Source organism: Delftia sp. BGA-UO-ETr-SB1 (assembly GCF_059567865.1).
This window is the reverse complement of the sequence record NZ_JCAQOW010000005.1, coordinates 1,461,033-1,475,204: the sequence shown is the minus strand read 5'-3', so window position 1 is coordinate 1,475,204 and position 14,172 is coordinate 1,461,033. Positions and strand designations below refer to the sequence as shown.

Here is a 14,172-nt window from a genome sequence, read left to right as displayed (position 1 = left end):
CTCCCTTGGGGCGGCCCTGCGGGAGGCCGGACATGACTGAAGACCGCCGTTTCCACAAGCGCACGCTGTTCCTCGTCGCCTACCTGCTGTTCGCCGTGCTGCCCATCTACTGGATGGTCAACATGAGCTTCAAGACCAACGAGGAGATCCTGTCGAGCTTCTCGCTGTGGCCCCAGCATTTCACCTGGGCCAACTACCAAACCATCTTCACCGACGCCTCCTGGTACTCGGGCTACATCAACAGCCTGATCTACGTGGCCATCAACACCGTGATCTCGCTCACGGTGGCGCTGCCGGCGGCCTATGCGTTCTCGCGCTACCAGTTCCTGGGCGACAAGCATGTGTTCTTCTGGCTGCTGACCAACCGCATGACGCCGCCGGCCGTCTTCCTGCTGCCCTTCTTCCAGCTCTACACCACGGTGGGCCTGATGGACACGCACATCGCCGTGGCCCTGGCCCACCTGCTGTTCAACGTGCCGCTGGCCGTCTGGATCCTGGAGGGCTTCATGAGCGGCATCCCGCGCGAGATCGACGAGACGGCCTATATCGACGGCTACTCCTTCCCGCGCTTTTTCCTCACCATCTTCCTGCCGCTGATCAAGGCCGGCGTGGGCGTGGCGGCCTTCTTCTGCTTCATGTTCAGCTGGGTGGAGCTGTTGCTGGCGCGCACGCTGACCAGCGTGAACGCCAAGCCCATCGTGGCGACCATGACGCGCACCGTTTCGGCCTCGGGCATGGACTGGGCGACGCTGGCGGCGGCGGGCGTGCTGACCATCGTGCCGGGCGCCATCGTGATCTGGTTTGTACGGCATTACATCGCCAAGGGGTTCGCCATGGGGAGAGTGTGAGGCACCCCCTGAGGCGCTTGCGCGCCTTCCCCCTCTCTACCCGCTTCGCGGGGGAGGGGGACGACAGCCTCGCGGCGGGGCGGCCCTTGCTCGCTGTCCCTCGCTTGGGGCCGCGCCAGTTTCGACGGGCAGTGGTTTTTGTTTCTGAAAGGACTCGTCAATGTTTTCCTGGATGGCCTGGACGCTGCCGGTGGCGGTGTTCTTCAGTTGCATCGTGCTGATGCTGGTGGGCATGACGCTGTGGGAGTTGCGCAGCCCGACCGTGATGCGCAAGGGCTGGCTGCCGATGGCGACGACGCGCGGGGACCGGCTGTTCATCGGGCTGCTGCTGGCGGCCTATGTCAATCTGGCCTGGGTGGGCCTGGGCGAGAGGATGGTGCAGTGGTTCTCGCTGGAGGCGGAGCCTTCGGTGTGGATCAGCCTGGTGCTGTCCATGCTCGTGCTGGCCGTGGTCATGCGCAAAGGCTGATCACTTCATTCCATTTATCGACAGCCGGGTCCGAAGCTCCCCCGGGGCCCGCTGGTGCATGTGCATGTCGGGGAGACAGCAAGAATCTAGGAGACGGCAGATGAAACAACGACTTCATACCATCGCCCTCGCGGCGGCCCTGCTGGCGGCGGGGCAGGCGTCCTGGGCCGGAGAGGCGGAAGCCAAGAAGTGGATCGACGCGGAGTTCCAGCCCAGCACGCTGTCCAAGGACCAGCAGATGGCCGAGATGAAGTGGTTCATCGAGGCGGCCAAGAAGCTGCAGGCCAAGGGCGTCAAGGAGATCGCCGTGGTGTCCGAGACCATCACCACGCACGAGTACGAGAGCAAGACGCTGGCCAAGGCCTTCACCGAGATCACGGGCATCACCGTCAAGCACGACCTGATCCAGGAAGGCGACGTGGTCGAGAAGCTGCAGACCTCGATGCAGTCGGGCAAGTCCATCTATGACGGCTGGATCTCCGACTCCGACCTGATCGGCACGCACTACCGCTACGGCCGCATCATGAGCCTGACCGACTACATGGCCGGCGCCGGCAAGGACTTCACCAATCCGGGCCTGGACATCAAGGACTTCATCGGCACCAGCTTCACCACCGCGCCCGACGGCAAGCTCTACCAGCTGCCCGACCAGCAGTTCGCCAACCTCTACTGGTTCCGCGCCGACCTCTTCGAGCGCAAGGACCTCAAGGACAAGTTCAAGGCCAAGTACGGCTACGAGCTGGGCGTGCCGCTGAACTGGAGCGCCTACGAGGACATCGCCGAGTTCTTCACCAACGACGTCAAGCAGATCGACGGCAAGCCCATCTACGGCCACATGGACTACGGCAAGAAGGACCCGTCGCTGGGCTGGCGCTTCACCGATGCCTGGCTGTCCATGGCCGGCGCGGCCGACAAGGGCATTCCCAACGGCATGCCCGTCGATGAATGGGGCATCCGCGTGGCCGACGACAAGTGCACGCCCGTGGGCGCCTCGGTCTCGCGCGGGGGCGCCACCAACTCGCCGGCCGCCGTGTTCGCGCTCACCAAGTACGTGGACTGGATGAAGAAATACGCGCCCAAGGAAGCCATGGGCATGACCTTCGGCGAGTCCGGCCCCGTGCCGGCCCAGGGCCATATCGCGCAGCAGATCTTCTGGTACACCGCCTTCACGGCCGACATGACCAAGCCCGGCCTGCCCGTGGTCAATGCCGACGGCACGCCTAAATGGCGCATGGCGCCCGGCCCCAACGGCCCGTACTGGAAGGACGGCATGCAAAACGGCTACCAGGACGTGGGCAGCTGGACCTTCTTCAAGGACCATGACGCCAACCGAACGGCCGCCGCCTGGCTCTACGCGCAGTTCGTCACCGCCAAGACCACCAGCCTCAAGAAGACCATCGTCGGCCTGACGCCCATCCGCGAGAGCGACATCCGCTCCAAGGCCATGACCGACATGGCGCCCAAGCTCGGCGGCCTGGTCGAGTTCTACCGCAGCCCCGCCCGCGTGGCCTGGACGCCCACCGGCAACAACGTGCCCGACTACCCCAAGCTGGCCCAGCTGTGGTGGAAGAACGTGGCCCAGGCCGTCACCGGCGAGAAGACGCCCCAGGGCGCCATGGACAACCTGGCAGAGGAAATGGACCAGGTCATGTCCCGCCTGCAGCGTGCCGGCATGGCGCACTGCGCGCCCAAGCTCAACCCCAAGGGCGACCCGGCCAAGTGGCTCAGCGACAAGCAGGCGCCGTGGAAGAAGCTGGCCAATGAAAAGCCCAAGGGCGAGACGATTGCGTATGACACGCTGCTCAATGCCTGGAAAAACGGCAAGGTGAGGTGACACCCCCTGAGCCGCTGCGCGGCTTCCCCCGTGGCACGGCGCCTCTCTACCCGCTTCGCGGGGGAGGGGGACGACGCCCTCGCTGCGGGGCGGCCCTTGCTTGGCGTCCCTGAGTTGGGTCGCGCCGGTTTTGGACGGCATGCGCTGTGCTGGCATCGCAGTCCATCGTTGGGGCTTCCTGGGTCGCCAAAAACACGAAACGAAAGATAGCGAAGAAAAAAATACAAAAACGAGCGAAAATAGCGGAAAACCCGATTCCGTCCCCTTCGCATTGGGCGCAGGCGTGGCGTCCCGGGTGCTGACATGGCGGCTACATGGCGCCCTGTTAACTTGCCCCACATTCCTTCGTCGAAGATCCATGTCCCTCGCTGCTTCCCCTCTGCCCACCGGCCGCGCCGCCCTGCTGGAACGCCTGGCCCAGCCTGAAACCTACGATCTGGCCATCATCGGCGGCGGTGCCACCGGCCTGGGCGTGGCCCTGGACGCGGCGGCGCGCGGGTTCAAGGTCGTGCTGGTGGAGTCGCATGACTTCGCCAAGGGCACGTCATCGCGCGCAACCAAGCTGGTCCATGGTGGCGTGCGTTACCTGGCCCAGGGCAACATCGCCCTGGTGCGCGAAGCGCTGCATGAGCGCACCACGCTGCTGCACAACGCACCCCACCTGGCGCAGCCGCTGGCCTTTGTCATGCCGTCCTACAAGCTGCTGGACACGCCGTTCTACGGCATCGGCCTCAAGATGTATGACGCGCTGGCCGGCAAGGCAGGCCTGGGCGCCACCGAATTCCTCTCGCGCTCCAGCACCGTCAAGTGTTTGCCCACCGTGCGCCAGCAAGGCCTCAAGGGCGGCGTCAAATACTGGGACGGCCAGTTCGACGATGCCCGCCTGGCGCTGGCGCTGGCACGCACGGCCGCCGCCAAGGGCGCGCTGCTGGTCAACTACTGCCCCGCGCTTGAACTGCTGCATGAAGGCGGCAAGGTCGCCGGCCTGGTCTGCGAAGACTCGGAATCGGGCCGGCGCTTCACGCTGCGCGCCAAGTGCGTGGTCAACGCCACCGGCCCCTGGGTGGACCTGTTCCGCCAGCAGGATGCCGAGGCCCAGGGCCGTCCCGTCAAGCCCATGGTCGCGCCCAGCCAGGGCGTGCACGTGGTGGTGGACCGCGACTTCCTGCCCAGCGATCACGCCCTGCTCGTGCCCAAGACGGCCGATGGCCGCGTGCTCTTTGCCGTGCCCTGGCTGGGCAAGGTCATCCTGGGCACCACCGACACCCCGCGCAACGACTTGGCACGCGAGCCCCTGCCGTTCCCCGAGGAGCTGGACTTCATCCTCACCGAGGCCGGACGCTACCTCACGCGCCAGCCCACGCTGGCCGACGTGCGCAGCATGTGGGTCGGCCTGCGCCCGCTGGTCAAGCCCCAGGACGACGACGGCGAGAACACCAAGAAGATCAGCCGCGAGCACACGGTCATGTCCAGCCGCACCGGCCTGGTCACCGTCACGGGCGGCAAATGGACCACCTACCGCGCCATGGCCGAAGACGTGCTCTCCGAGTGCTTTGCCATCGGCCGCCTGCCGCACCGGCCCGGCGGCGTCACGGCCCGCCTGCCGCTGGCCGGCGCCCCGGCCGAATCCGCCGTGCACCACCGCATGAACCAGGTCCAGGGCCTGCATTCCTATGGCACGGAAGCCTCGGCGGTGGAGGCGTTGCCGGGCAACGACGAATGGCTGGCAGACGGCCTGAACGAAGCCATGGTGCGCTTTGCCGCGCGCTTCGAATACGCGCGCACCGTGGAAGACGTGCTGGCGCGCCGCAGCCGCTTGCTGTTCCTCGATGCGCGCAAGGCCGCCGAGGTGGCGCCGCGCGTGGCAGCCATCCTCCAGGAGGAGCTGGGGCAGGACGCCGGCCTGGCGGACTTCATGCCGCTGGCGGCCCAGTACCTGCCGGCCTGATTGCGGCTGAAGTCCCTCTCAAGCAAAACGCCCTGCACTGCAGGGCGTTTTGCTTTTGGAGGCAAATGCAAGCCAAGGAAAGATTGTCAAAATTGATTGATATCTATCTTTGATTGTTTTTCTGAATCAGAATGCTACCCATGGCATCTCGTAACGGTGCCAGCGAACAGCAGCCAGCACAAGGCTGACGAGGGAGGGGGAATGATGAAGAAAGCGCTTGAAAGTCCGTTTTCCGCAGGGCAAGGGCCGTGCCCGAGCCCAACGCGGTGGCCCCAAGCCGCTGCGATGTCTGCGCCGCCGTAGCACGCGCGGCCAGTCCGCAGCAGACGATTGCGTTGAGTCTGCCACCCTTTGCCGAGCCCGCCAGGCTCGGCTTTTTTATGGGCGTTTCCGATGGTGTGCGGCCATCGGCAGGCCCAGCTTGCTCCTGGGTTGATAGCGCTCTTGTGGGGGTTGCGCAACGCTGCCGGCCAGGGGTGGAAAAGGCAGCTAAGGGTTTGACGCGCAAAGGAATTTCTGGGACAATCCCATGCTTCACGTGAAAATCGTGAAGTTATCTGCCCAGTGGAAGCGCCGAGAAATGGTTTTCGGCGTGGACGACGGGCCCAAGACTGACTGGCTGCTCGCGGCCCTTGAGAAGACTCTGGGGCTGTCGAGTGTTTGCTGGAGCAAGTTGGGAATATTGAAATGATCCAAACAGAATCTCGGTTAGAGGTTGCCGACAACACCGGCGCGAAGTCTGTTCAGTGCATCAAAGTGCTGGGCGGTTCTCATCGTCGCTATGCGAGTGTTGGTGACATCATCAAGGTGACCATCAAGGAAGCTGCACCGCGTGGACGCGTCAAAAAAGGCGAGGTCTACAGCGCGGTCGTGGTGCGTACGGCGAAGGGTATTCGCCGTGCTGATGGCTCGCTCGTCAAGTTCGACGGCAACGCCGCCGTTCTGCTGAACGCCAAGCTGGAGCCTATCGGCACCCGCATCTTTGGCCCCGTGACTCGTGAACTGCGCAACGAAAAGTTCATGAAGATCGTGTCCCTGGCACCTGAAGTTCTCTAAAGGAAGCACCATGAACAAGATTCGCAAGGGCGACCAAATCATCGTGCTGACCGGCCGTGACAAGGGCAAGCAAGGCGTGGTCTCGGCTCGCAAGGACGACTCCCACCTGTTGATCGATGGCATCAACATGGTGAAGAAGCACGTCAAGCCGAACCCCATGAAGGGCACCACCGGCGGTATCGTGGAAAAGGCCATGCCTATCCACCAATCCAACGTGGCCATCTTCAATGCAGCGACCGGCAAGGCTGATCGCGTGGGCATCAAGGTGCAGGCCGACGGCACACGCGTTCGCGTGTTCAAGTCCAGCGGCGCCGAAATCAAGGCGGCCTAAGGGGTAACACATGGCACGACTGCAAAAACTGTATCGCGAAAAGATCGCGGCTGAACTCAAGGAAAAGTTCGGCTACACCTCCTCCATGGAAGTGCCCCGTCTGACCAAGATCACCCTGAACATGGGTGTGAGCGAAGCCGTGGCCGACAAGAAGGTGATGGACAACGCCGTGGCTGACCTGACCAAGATTGCTGGTCAGAAGCCCGTGGTGACCAAGGCCAAGAAGGCTATCGCCGGCTTCAAGATCCGTGAAGGCCAGGCCATTGGCTGCATGGTGACCCTGCGTGGCGTTCAGATGTATGAATTCCTGGACCGTTTCGTCACCGTGGCTCTGCCCCGCGTGCGTGACTTCCGTGGTATCTCCGGCCGTTCTTTCGACGGTCGCGGCAACTACAACGTCGGCGTCAAGGAACAGATCATCTTCCCCGAAATCGAGTACGACAAGGTGGACGCTCTGCGTGGTCTGAACATCAGCATCACGACGACAGCTCGGACCGACGATGAGTGCAAGGCACTGCTCGCCGCTTTCCGTTTCCCCTTCAAGAACTGAGGTGGCGCATGGCTAAAGTTGCATTGATCCAGCGCGAACTCAAGCGCGAAAAGCTGGCAGCCAAGTACGCTGCCAAATACGCAGAACTGAAGGCAATCGCCGCTGACGCAAAGCGCAGCGACGAAGAGCGCGACGCCGCTCGCCTGGGCCTGCAGAAGCTGCCCCGTAACGCGAACCCCACTCGCCAGCGCAACCGCTGCGAGATCACGGGTCGTCCCCGTGGCACCTTCCGTCAATTCGGTCTGGGCCGCGCCAAGATCCGTGAACTGGCCTTCGCTGGCGACATCCCCGGTGTCACCAAGGCCAGCTGGTAAGCAAGCAGGAGAGATTAAACATGAGCATGAGTGATCCCATCGCTGACTTGCTGACCCGCATCCGCAATGCACAAATGGTCTCCAAGACCACCGTGACGGCTCCTTCCTCCAAGGTCAAGGTTGCCATCGCCCAGGTGCTGAAGGATGAAGGCTACATCGACGGCTTCCAAGTGAAGACCGACGCTGGCAAGTCCGAACTCGAAATTACCCTGAAGTACTACGCCGGCCGTCCGGTGATCGAGCGCATCGAGCGCGTGAGCCGTCCCGGCCTGCGCGTGTACAAGGGCCGTGACGCAATCCCCCAGGTCATGAACGGTATGGGCGTTGCCATCGTCACCACTCCCAAGGGCGTGATGACGGATCGCAAGGCACGCGCCACTGGCGTGGGCGGCGAAGTGCTGTGCTACGTGGCCTAACGGACATTAAGGAGAAATACTGAAATGTCTCGCGTAGCAAAGACTCCCGTGGCCATCCCCGCAGGCGTGGATGTGTCCATCAAAGACGACCAGATCAATGTGAAGGGCACCGGCGGCACGCTGTCGCAAGCCCAGAACGTTCTGGTGAAGATCTCCAACAACGAAGGCAAGCTGTCTTTCGAGCCCGTCAATGACTCGCGCGAAGCCAACGCCATGAGCGGCACCATGCGTCAGCTGGTGAACAACATGGTGGTGGGCGTGAGCAAGGGCTTCGAGAAGAAGCTGTCGCTGGTTGGCGTGGGTTTCAAGGCTTCGGCCTCGGGCTCTAAGCTGAACCTGGCGATCGGCTTTTCGCACCCGGTGAACTTCGAAATGCCGGCCGGCATCACTGTCACCACCCCCACACCGACCGAAATCTTGGTCAAGGGTGCTGACCGCCAGGCCGTTGGCCAAATGGCTGCTGAGATCCGTGCCGTTCGTCCTCCCGAGCCCTACAAGGGCAAGGGCATCCGTTACTCGGATGAGAAGGTCGTGATCAAAGAGACCAAGAAGAAGTAAGGAGCTGCATTATGTTGACCAAGAAAGAGCAGCGTCTCCGTCGTGCCCGCCAGACCCGCATCCGCATTGCACAGCAAGGCGTGGCACGTCTGAGCGTGAACCGTACGAACCTCCACATCTACGCAAGCGTGGTGTCGGAAGACGGCACCAAGGTGCTGGCTTCGGCCTCCACCGCCGAAGCCGAAGTGCGCACCCAACTGGGCGCCATCGGCAAGGGTGGCAACGTGGCTGCCGCTACGCTGATTGGCAAGCGCATTGCCGAGAAGGCGAAGGCTGCCGGCGTGGAGAAAGTGGCTTTCGATCGCGCTGGTTTCGCATACCACGGCCGCGTGAAGGCTTTGGCAGAAGCCGCTCGTGAAGCCGGCCTGCAGTTCTAAGCGGAGCGGATAGAAATGGCAAAGTTTTCTCCCAAGGTGCAAGACGAAGGTCGTGACGACGGTCTGCGCGAAAAAATGATCGCGGTGAACCGCGTCACCAAGGTTGTGAAGGGCGGTCGTATCCTCGGCTTCGCTGCACTGACCGTGGTTGGCGATGGTGATGGCCGCGTTGGCATGGGCAAGGGCAAGTCGAAGGAAGTGCCTGCAGCCGTGCAAAAGGCGATGGAAGAATCCCGTCGCAACATGATCAAGGTGTCTTTGAAGCACGGCACGATCCATCACACCGTGATGGGTCAGCATGGCGCAGCATCCGTGATGCTGAACCCCGCTCCCAAGGGTACCGGCATCATCGCCGGCGGCCCGATGCGCGCCGTTTTCGAAGTGCTGGGCATCACCGACATCGTGGCCAAGAGCCATGGTTCGTCGAATCCCTACAACATGGTCCGCGCGACTTTTGACGCTCTGAAGCACTCCACGACCCCTTCGGAAGTGGCAGCCAAGCGCGGCAAGTCGGTTGAAGACATCTTCACCGCCTGATCGGAGTCAATCACATGACAACGCAACAAACCGTGAAGGTGCAACTGGTGCGCAGCCCCATTGGCACCAAGGAATCGCACCGCGCCACCGTCCGTGGCCTGGGCCTGCGCAAGCTGAACAGCATCAGCGAACTGCAGGACACGCCTGCCGTGCGCGGCATGATCAACAAGATCAGCTACCTGGTCAAAGTTCTCTGAAAGGATTGATGATGGAACTCAATAGCATCAAGCCTGCAGAGGGCTCCAAGCACGCCAAGCGCCGTGTCGGTCGCGGCATCGGCTCCGGCCTGGGCAAGACTGCCGGCCGTGGTCACAAGGGTCAGAAGTCGCGTTCGGGTGGCTACCACAAGGTGGGCTTCGAAGGCGGTCAAATGCCTCTGCAGCGCCGTCTGCCCAAGCGTGGCTTCAAGTCGCATCTGCTGAAGTTCAATGCAGAAGTGACCCTGTCCGCTCTGGAACAGCTGGGCCTGGCCGAAGTCGATCTGGCAGCTCTGAAGCAAGCCGGTCTGGTTGGTGAAATCGCAAAGGTGGTCAAGATCATCAAGAGCGGTGAAATCAGCAAGGCTGTCAAGCTCAACGGCATCGGCGCTACCGCCGGCGCCAAGGCTGCCATCGAAGCTGCCGGTGGCAGCATCGCCTGATTAATGATCTGAAAGAAGACATCCGTGGCTACTAGCGCAGCTCAAATTGCAAAAACCGGAAAATTCGGCGATCTTCGCCGCCGTCTGGTTTTTCTGTTGCTCGCGCTGGTCGTTTACCGGATCGGGGCTCATATCCCCGTGCCGGGCATCGATCCAGCGCAGCTGCAGCAGCTGTTCAATGGCCAGCAGGGCGGCATTCTCAATCTGTTCAACATGTTCTCGGGTGGGGCGCTCTCGCGCTTCACGGTGTTCGCACTGGGGATCATGCCGTACATCTCGGCATCGATCATCATGCAGCTCATGACCTACGTGGTCCCTACATTCGAGCAGCTGAAAAAGGAAGGTGAATCGGGTCGTCGCAAGATCACCCAGTACACCCGCTACGGCACATTGGGCCTGGCGATTTTTCAGTCCCTGGGAATTGCCGTGGCTCTGGAAAGCTCCGCAGGTCTGGTTCTGAGCCCTGGCTTCGGCTTCCGCCTCACGGCGGTGGTCAGCCTGACGGCCGGCACCATGTTCCTGATGTGGCTCGGTGAACAGATCACGGAACGTGGTCTGGGCAACGGCATCTCGATCCTCATCTTTGGAGGTATCGCCGCAGGTCTGCCGAGCTCCATCGGTGGTCTGCTGGAGCTGGTGCGCACCGGTGCCATGAGCATCCTGGCCGCGATCTTCATCGTTCTCGTGGTGGCAGCCGTGACGTACTTCGTCGTGTTTGTCGAGCGGGGACAACGCAAGATCCTGGTGAACTATGCGCGTCGTCAGGTGGGTAACAAGGTGTATGGTGGCCAGTCTTCGCACTTGCCACTGAAGCTGAACATGGCGGGGGTCATTCCTCCCATCTTCGCTTCCTCGATCATCTTGCTGCCGGCGACCGTTGTGAACTGGTTCAGTGCAGGGGAATCCATGCGCTGGCTGAAGGACATTGCTAGCACGCTGACCCCCGGTCAGCCGATCTATGTGATGCTCTACGCCACTGCCATCATCTTCTTCTGCTTCTTCTACACGGCCCTGGTGTTCAACAGCCGGGAAACCGCCGACAACCTGAAGAAGAGTGGTGCTTTCATCCCCGGGATCCGTCCCGGTGACCAGACGGCCCGCTACATTGACAAGATCCTGGTTCGCCTGACCCTGGCTGGCGCGGTGTACATCACATTCGTGTGCTTGTTGCCCGAGTTCCTGATCCTGAAGTACAACGTTCCGTTCTACTTCGGTGGCACATCACTGCTGATTATTGTGGTGGTGACCATGGACTTCATGGCCCAGGTGCAGAACTACATGATGTCGCAACAGTACGAATCGCTCCTCAAAAAGGCGAACTTCAAAGCGACACTTGGCAATTGAACTAAGTGATGGGCCTGGCCGGCGGTGCCGGCGGGTCCAGTAAGAGTTAGTAGACGCCCACTCGATCTATCCATCGCGGGCATGTTTCCCGGTCGATAGGCCGTAACGGATGTAGAGTTTTAGGAGAATGAAATGAGAGTTTCGGCTTCGGTCAAAAAAATCTGCCGTAACTGCAAGATCATCCGCCGCAAAGGTGTGGTGCGAGTGATCTGCACGGACCAGCGCCACAAGCAGCGCCAGGGTTGATAGGAAAGTTTGAGGACGAATAATGGCACGTATCGCTGGCATTAACATCCCGCCGCATCAGCACGCTGAAATCGGCCTGACCGCTATCTATGGGATCGGTCGCACCACTGCACGCAAGATCTGCGAAGCCGCTGGCATCGCATATTCCAAGAAAATCAAGGAACTGACTGACGGTGATCTGGAAAAGATCCGTGATCAGCTGACTTCCCTGACTCTGGAAGGTGATCTGCGTCGCGAAACAACGATGAACATCAAGCGTTTGATGGACATCGGTTGCTATCGCGGTTTCCGTCATCGTCGTGGCCTGCCCATGCGTGGTCAACGTACCCGCACGAATGCACGTACCCGCAAGGGTCCGCGCAAGGGTGCCGCGGCTTTGAAGAAATAAAGAGATTGAAAGATCACTATGGCTAAGTCTCCCGCAAACAACGCTGCACAGCGCGTTCGCAAGAAAGTCCGTAAGAACATTTCGGACGGCATTGCCCACGTGCACGCTTCGTTCAACAACACGATCATCACCATCACCGACCGCCAAGGCAACGCTCTGTCGTGGGCCTCGTCGGGTGGCCAGGGCTTCAAGGGTTCGCGCAAGTCGACTCCCTTCGCTGCCCAGGTGGCTTCGGAAGTGGCTGGTCGTGCTGCCATCGAACAGGGCATCAAGAACCTGGACGTCGAAATCAAGGGTCCCGGTCCTGGCCGTGAATCCTCGGTTCGCGCCCTGGGCGCCCTGGGCATCCGCATCACTTCCATCGCGGACGTGACGCCGGTTCCCCACAACGGCTGCCGCCCTCAAAAGCGCCGTCGTATCTAAGCTTTTTCACCAAGCCCACCGCCGCCCAGATGTGTAACATCGCGGGCGGCTCCCGTGCTTGTGCACGGCAGATGACACAAAGGAAATCAAGTGGCACGCTATATCGGCCCCAAGGCCAAACTCTCCCGCCGTGAAGGCACTGACCTGTTCCTGAAGAGCGCACGTCGCTCGATCGCCGACAAGTCCAAGTTCGACACCAAGCCCGGCCAGCACGGCCGCACTTCCGGTCAGCGTACTTCCGACTTCGGCCTGCAGCTGCGTGAAAAGCAGAAGGTCAAGCGCATGTACGGCGTGCTGGAAAAGCAATTCCGCCGCTACTTCGAAGCCGCCGACAAGAAGAAGGGCAACACCGGTGCCAATCTGCTGTCGCTGCTGGAGTCGCGTCTGGACAACGTGGTGTACCGCATGGGCTTCGGCTCGACCCGCTCGGAAGCGCGTCAGCTGGTGTCGCACAAGGCCATCACGGTCAACGGCCAATCCGTCAACATCCCTTCCTACATGGTGAAGGTGGGTGACGTGGTCGCCGTGCGTGAAAAGTCCAAGAAGCAGGCCCGCATCGTCGAAGCCCTGCAACTGGCTGGTCAAGTCGGTTTCCCCGCATGGGTGGAAGTGTCTGCCGACAAGGCTGAAGGCACGTTCAAGAAGTCGCCTGACCGCGACGAGTTCGGTGCAGACATCAACGAATCCCTGATCGTTGAGTTGTACTCGCGTTAATTCCGCGCAGCGACATTTCTGTAAAACCGTCCCCCAGCCGCGAGGCATCGCGCTGGGGTGCTTCACCAGCCTTACCGGTGTAACGAGCCGGGGGTATTGAGAGGAAGTCTGCATGCAAACCAATTTGCTGAAGCCCAAGACGATCAATGTCGAGCAGCTTGGCCACAATCGCGCCAAAGTTGTTCTGGAGCCGTTTGAGCGTGGCTACGGCCATACGCTGGGCAACGCCCTGCGCCGTGTCCTGCTCTCGTCCATGGTGGGTTACGCAGCGACGGAAGTGACGATTGCTGGTGTGTTGCACGAGTACTCGTCCATCGACGGTGTCCAGGAAGATGTGGTCAACATCCTGCTGAACCTCAAGGGTGTGGTGTTCAAGCTGCACAACCGCGATGAGGTCACGCTCTCGCTGCGCAAGGATGGCGAAGGCGTCGTGACGGCGCGCGACATCCAGACGCCCCACGACGTGGAAATCATCAACCCTGATCATGTCATCGCCAACCTGTCGCAAGGCGGCAAGCTGGACATGCAGATCAAGGTGGAGAAGGGCCGCGGCTATGTGCCCGGCAACGTGCGCCGCTATGGCGACGAGTCCACGAAGTCGATCGGCCGCATTGTGCTGGACGCTTCGTTCTCGCCCGTCAAGCGCGTGAGCTACGCCGTCGAATCGGCCCGCGTTGAACAACGCACCGACCTCGACAAGCTGGTGGTGGAGATCGAAACCAATGGTGCGATCACTGCCGAGGACGCCGTGCGCGCATCCGCCAAGATCCTGGTGGAACAGCTCGCCGTGTTCGCTCAGCTGGACGGCGGCGATATCGCCAGCGTCTTCGATGCTCCGGCCGGTGGCCGTGGTGCCGCAACCGCCTTTGATCCCATCTTGCTGCGTCCCGTGGACGAGCTGGAACTCACCGTGCGTTCGGCCAACTGCCTCAAGGCAGAGAACATCTACTACATCGGCGACCTGATCCAGCGTACCGAAAACGAGCTGCTCAAGACCCCCAACCTGGGTCGCAAGTCGCTCAACGAGATCAAGGAAGTCCTGGCTTCCCGCGGTCTGACGCTGGGCATGAAGCTCGAGAACTGGCCGCCTGCTGGCCTGGAAAAGCGCTAAGCACTATAATTGCAGGCTCTCCTTTTTGGAGAGCCTCAGTGCCTCGGGCAGTACCTGATACGGCTGCA

The 14,172-nt window shown here is 61.4% G+C and carries 20 protein-coding genes; all 20 read left to right on the top strand.

Annotated features, from left to right (window positions below; translation table 11 throughout):
* Nucleotides 1–32: 32 nt before the first annotated feature.
* Complete coding sequence (locus AC57B5_RS16850) at nt 33–848, top strand: carbohydrate ABC transporter permease (protein WP_013804448.1); 816 nt, start codon at nt 33–35, stop codon at nt 846–848.
* A gap of 160 nt (nt 849–1,008) precedes the next feature.
* Complete coding sequence (locus tag AC57B5_RS16845) at nt 1,009–1,317, top strand: DUF2160 domain-containing protein (protein ID WP_043820414.1); 309 nt, start codon at nt 1,009–1,011, stop codon at nt 1,315–1,317.
* 100 nt (nt 1,318–1,417) lie between these two features.
* Nucleotides 1,418–3,151, top strand: a complete 1,734-nt coding sequence (locus tag AC57B5_RS16840; protein ID WP_012202962.1) for an ABC transporter substrate-binding protein — start codon at nt 1,418–1,420, stop codon at nt 3,149–3,151.
* Between the two features lie 358 nt (nt 3,152–3,509).
* The gene (locus tag AC57B5_RS16835) at nt 3,510–5,099 is read left to right on the top strand and encodes a glycerol-3-phosphate dehydrogenase/oxidase (protein WP_496399960.1); all 1,590 of its coding nucleotides are present in this window, start codon (nt 3,510–3,512) and stop codon (nt 5,097–5,099) included.
* Between the two features lie 687 nt (nt 5,100–5,786).
* Complete coding sequence (rplN, locus tag AC57B5_RS16830; RefSeq protein ID WP_012202964.1) at nt 5,787–6,155, top strand: 50S ribosomal protein L14; 369 nt, start codon at nt 5,787–5,789, stop codon at nt 6,153–6,155.
* A 10-nt stretch (nt 6,156–6,165) separates the two neighbouring features.
* Entirely contained in the window at nt 6,166–6,486 is a 321-nt protein-coding gene (gene rplX / locus AC57B5_RS16825) for a 50S ribosomal protein L24 (protein WP_012202965.1), read from the top strand.
* A 10-nt stretch (nt 6,487–6,496) separates the two neighbouring features.
* Nucleotides 6,497–7,036: a 50S ribosomal protein L5 gene (gene rplE, locus AC57B5_RS16820; protein ID WP_012202966.1), complete on the top strand. Its 540-nt coding sequence runs from the start codon at nt 6,497–6,499 to the stop codon at nt 7,034–7,036.
* 8 nt (nt 7,037–7,044) lie between these two features.
* Nucleotides 7,045–7,350: a 30S ribosomal protein S14 gene (gene rpsN / locus AC57B5_RS16815; protein WP_012202967.1), complete on the top strand. Its 306-nt coding sequence runs from the start codon at nt 7,045–7,047 to the stop codon at nt 7,348–7,350.
* A 20-nt stretch (nt 7,351–7,370) separates the two neighbouring features.
* Nucleotides 7,371–7,766 (top strand): 30S ribosomal protein S8, encoded by a 396-nt coding sequence (gene rpsH / locus AC57B5_RS16810; protein ID WP_012202968.1) that lies wholly within the window; start codon nt 7,371–7,373, stop codon nt 7,764–7,766.
* A gap of 24 nt (nt 7,767–7,790) precedes the next feature.
* Nucleotides 7,791–8,324, top strand: coding sequence for a 50S ribosomal protein L6 (gene rplF / locus AC57B5_RS16805; RefSeq protein WP_013804444.1), 534 nt, complete (start codon nt 7,791–7,793; stop codon nt 8,322–8,324).
* Between the two features lie 11 nt (nt 8,325–8,335).
* The gene (gene rplR, locus AC57B5_RS16800; RefSeq protein WP_012202970.1) at nt 8,336–8,701 is read left to right on the top strand and encodes a 50S ribosomal protein L18; all 366 of its coding nucleotides are present in this window, start codon (nt 8,336–8,338) and stop codon (nt 8,699–8,701) included.
* A 15-nt stretch (nt 8,702–8,716) separates the two neighbouring features.
* Nucleotides 8,717–9,238: a 30S ribosomal protein S5 gene (gene rpsE, locus AC57B5_RS16795; protein WP_012202971.1), complete on the top strand. Its 522-nt coding sequence runs from the start codon at nt 8,717–8,719 to the stop codon at nt 9,236–9,238.
* 14 nt (nt 9,239–9,252) lie between these two features.
* Entirely contained in the window at nt 9,253–9,435 is a 183-nt protein-coding gene (gene rpmD / locus AC57B5_RS16790) for a 50S ribosomal protein L30 (RefSeq protein WP_012202972.1), read from the top strand.
* A gap of 11 nt (nt 9,436–9,446) precedes the next feature.
* Nucleotides 9,447–9,878: a 50S ribosomal protein L15 gene (rplO, locus tag AC57B5_RS16785; RefSeq protein ID WP_012202973.1), complete on the top strand. Its 432-nt coding sequence runs from the start codon at nt 9,447–9,449 to the stop codon at nt 9,876–9,878.
* Between the two features lie 24 nt (nt 9,879–9,902).
* On the top strand, nt 9,903–11,222 hold the full coding sequence (gene secY, locus AC57B5_RS16780; RefSeq protein ID WP_012202974.1) for a preprotein translocase subunit SecY: 1,320 nt from the start codon (nt 9,903–9,905) through the stop codon (nt 11,220–11,222).
* 132 nt (nt 11,223–11,354) lie between these two features.
* Nucleotides 11,355–11,468 carry a 50S ribosomal protein L36 gene (gene rpmJ, locus AC57B5_RS16775; protein WP_003050535.1) on the top strand — a complete coding sequence of 38 codons (114 nt, stop codon included), beginning with the start codon at nt 11,355–11,357 and terminating at the stop codon, nt 11,466–11,468.
* 22 nt (nt 11,469–11,490) lie between these two features.
* Nucleotides 11,491–11,856 carry a 30S ribosomal protein S13 gene (gene rpsM / locus AC57B5_RS16770; RefSeq protein ID WP_012202975.1) on the top strand — a complete coding sequence of 122 codons (366 nt, stop codon included), beginning with the start codon at nt 11,491–11,493 and terminating at the stop codon, nt 11,854–11,856.
* Between the two features lie 18 nt (nt 11,857–11,874).
* Nucleotides 11,875–12,279, top strand: coding sequence for a 30S ribosomal protein S11 (gene rpsK, locus AC57B5_RS16765; RefSeq protein ID WP_012202976.1), 405 nt, complete (start codon nt 11,875–11,877; stop codon nt 12,277–12,279).
* 90 nt (nt 12,280–12,369) lie between these two features.
* Entirely contained in the window at nt 12,370–12,993 is a 624-nt protein-coding gene (gene rpsD / locus AC57B5_RS16760) for a 30S ribosomal protein S4 (protein WP_012202977.1), read from the top strand.
* Between the two features lie 112 nt (nt 12,994–13,105).
* Nucleotides 13,106–14,104 (top strand): DNA-directed RNA polymerase subunit alpha, encoded by a 999-nt coding sequence (locus tag AC57B5_RS16755; protein WP_012202978.1) that lies wholly within the window; start codon nt 13,106–13,108, stop codon nt 14,102–14,104.
* Nucleotides 14,105–14,172: the final 68 nt, after the last annotated feature.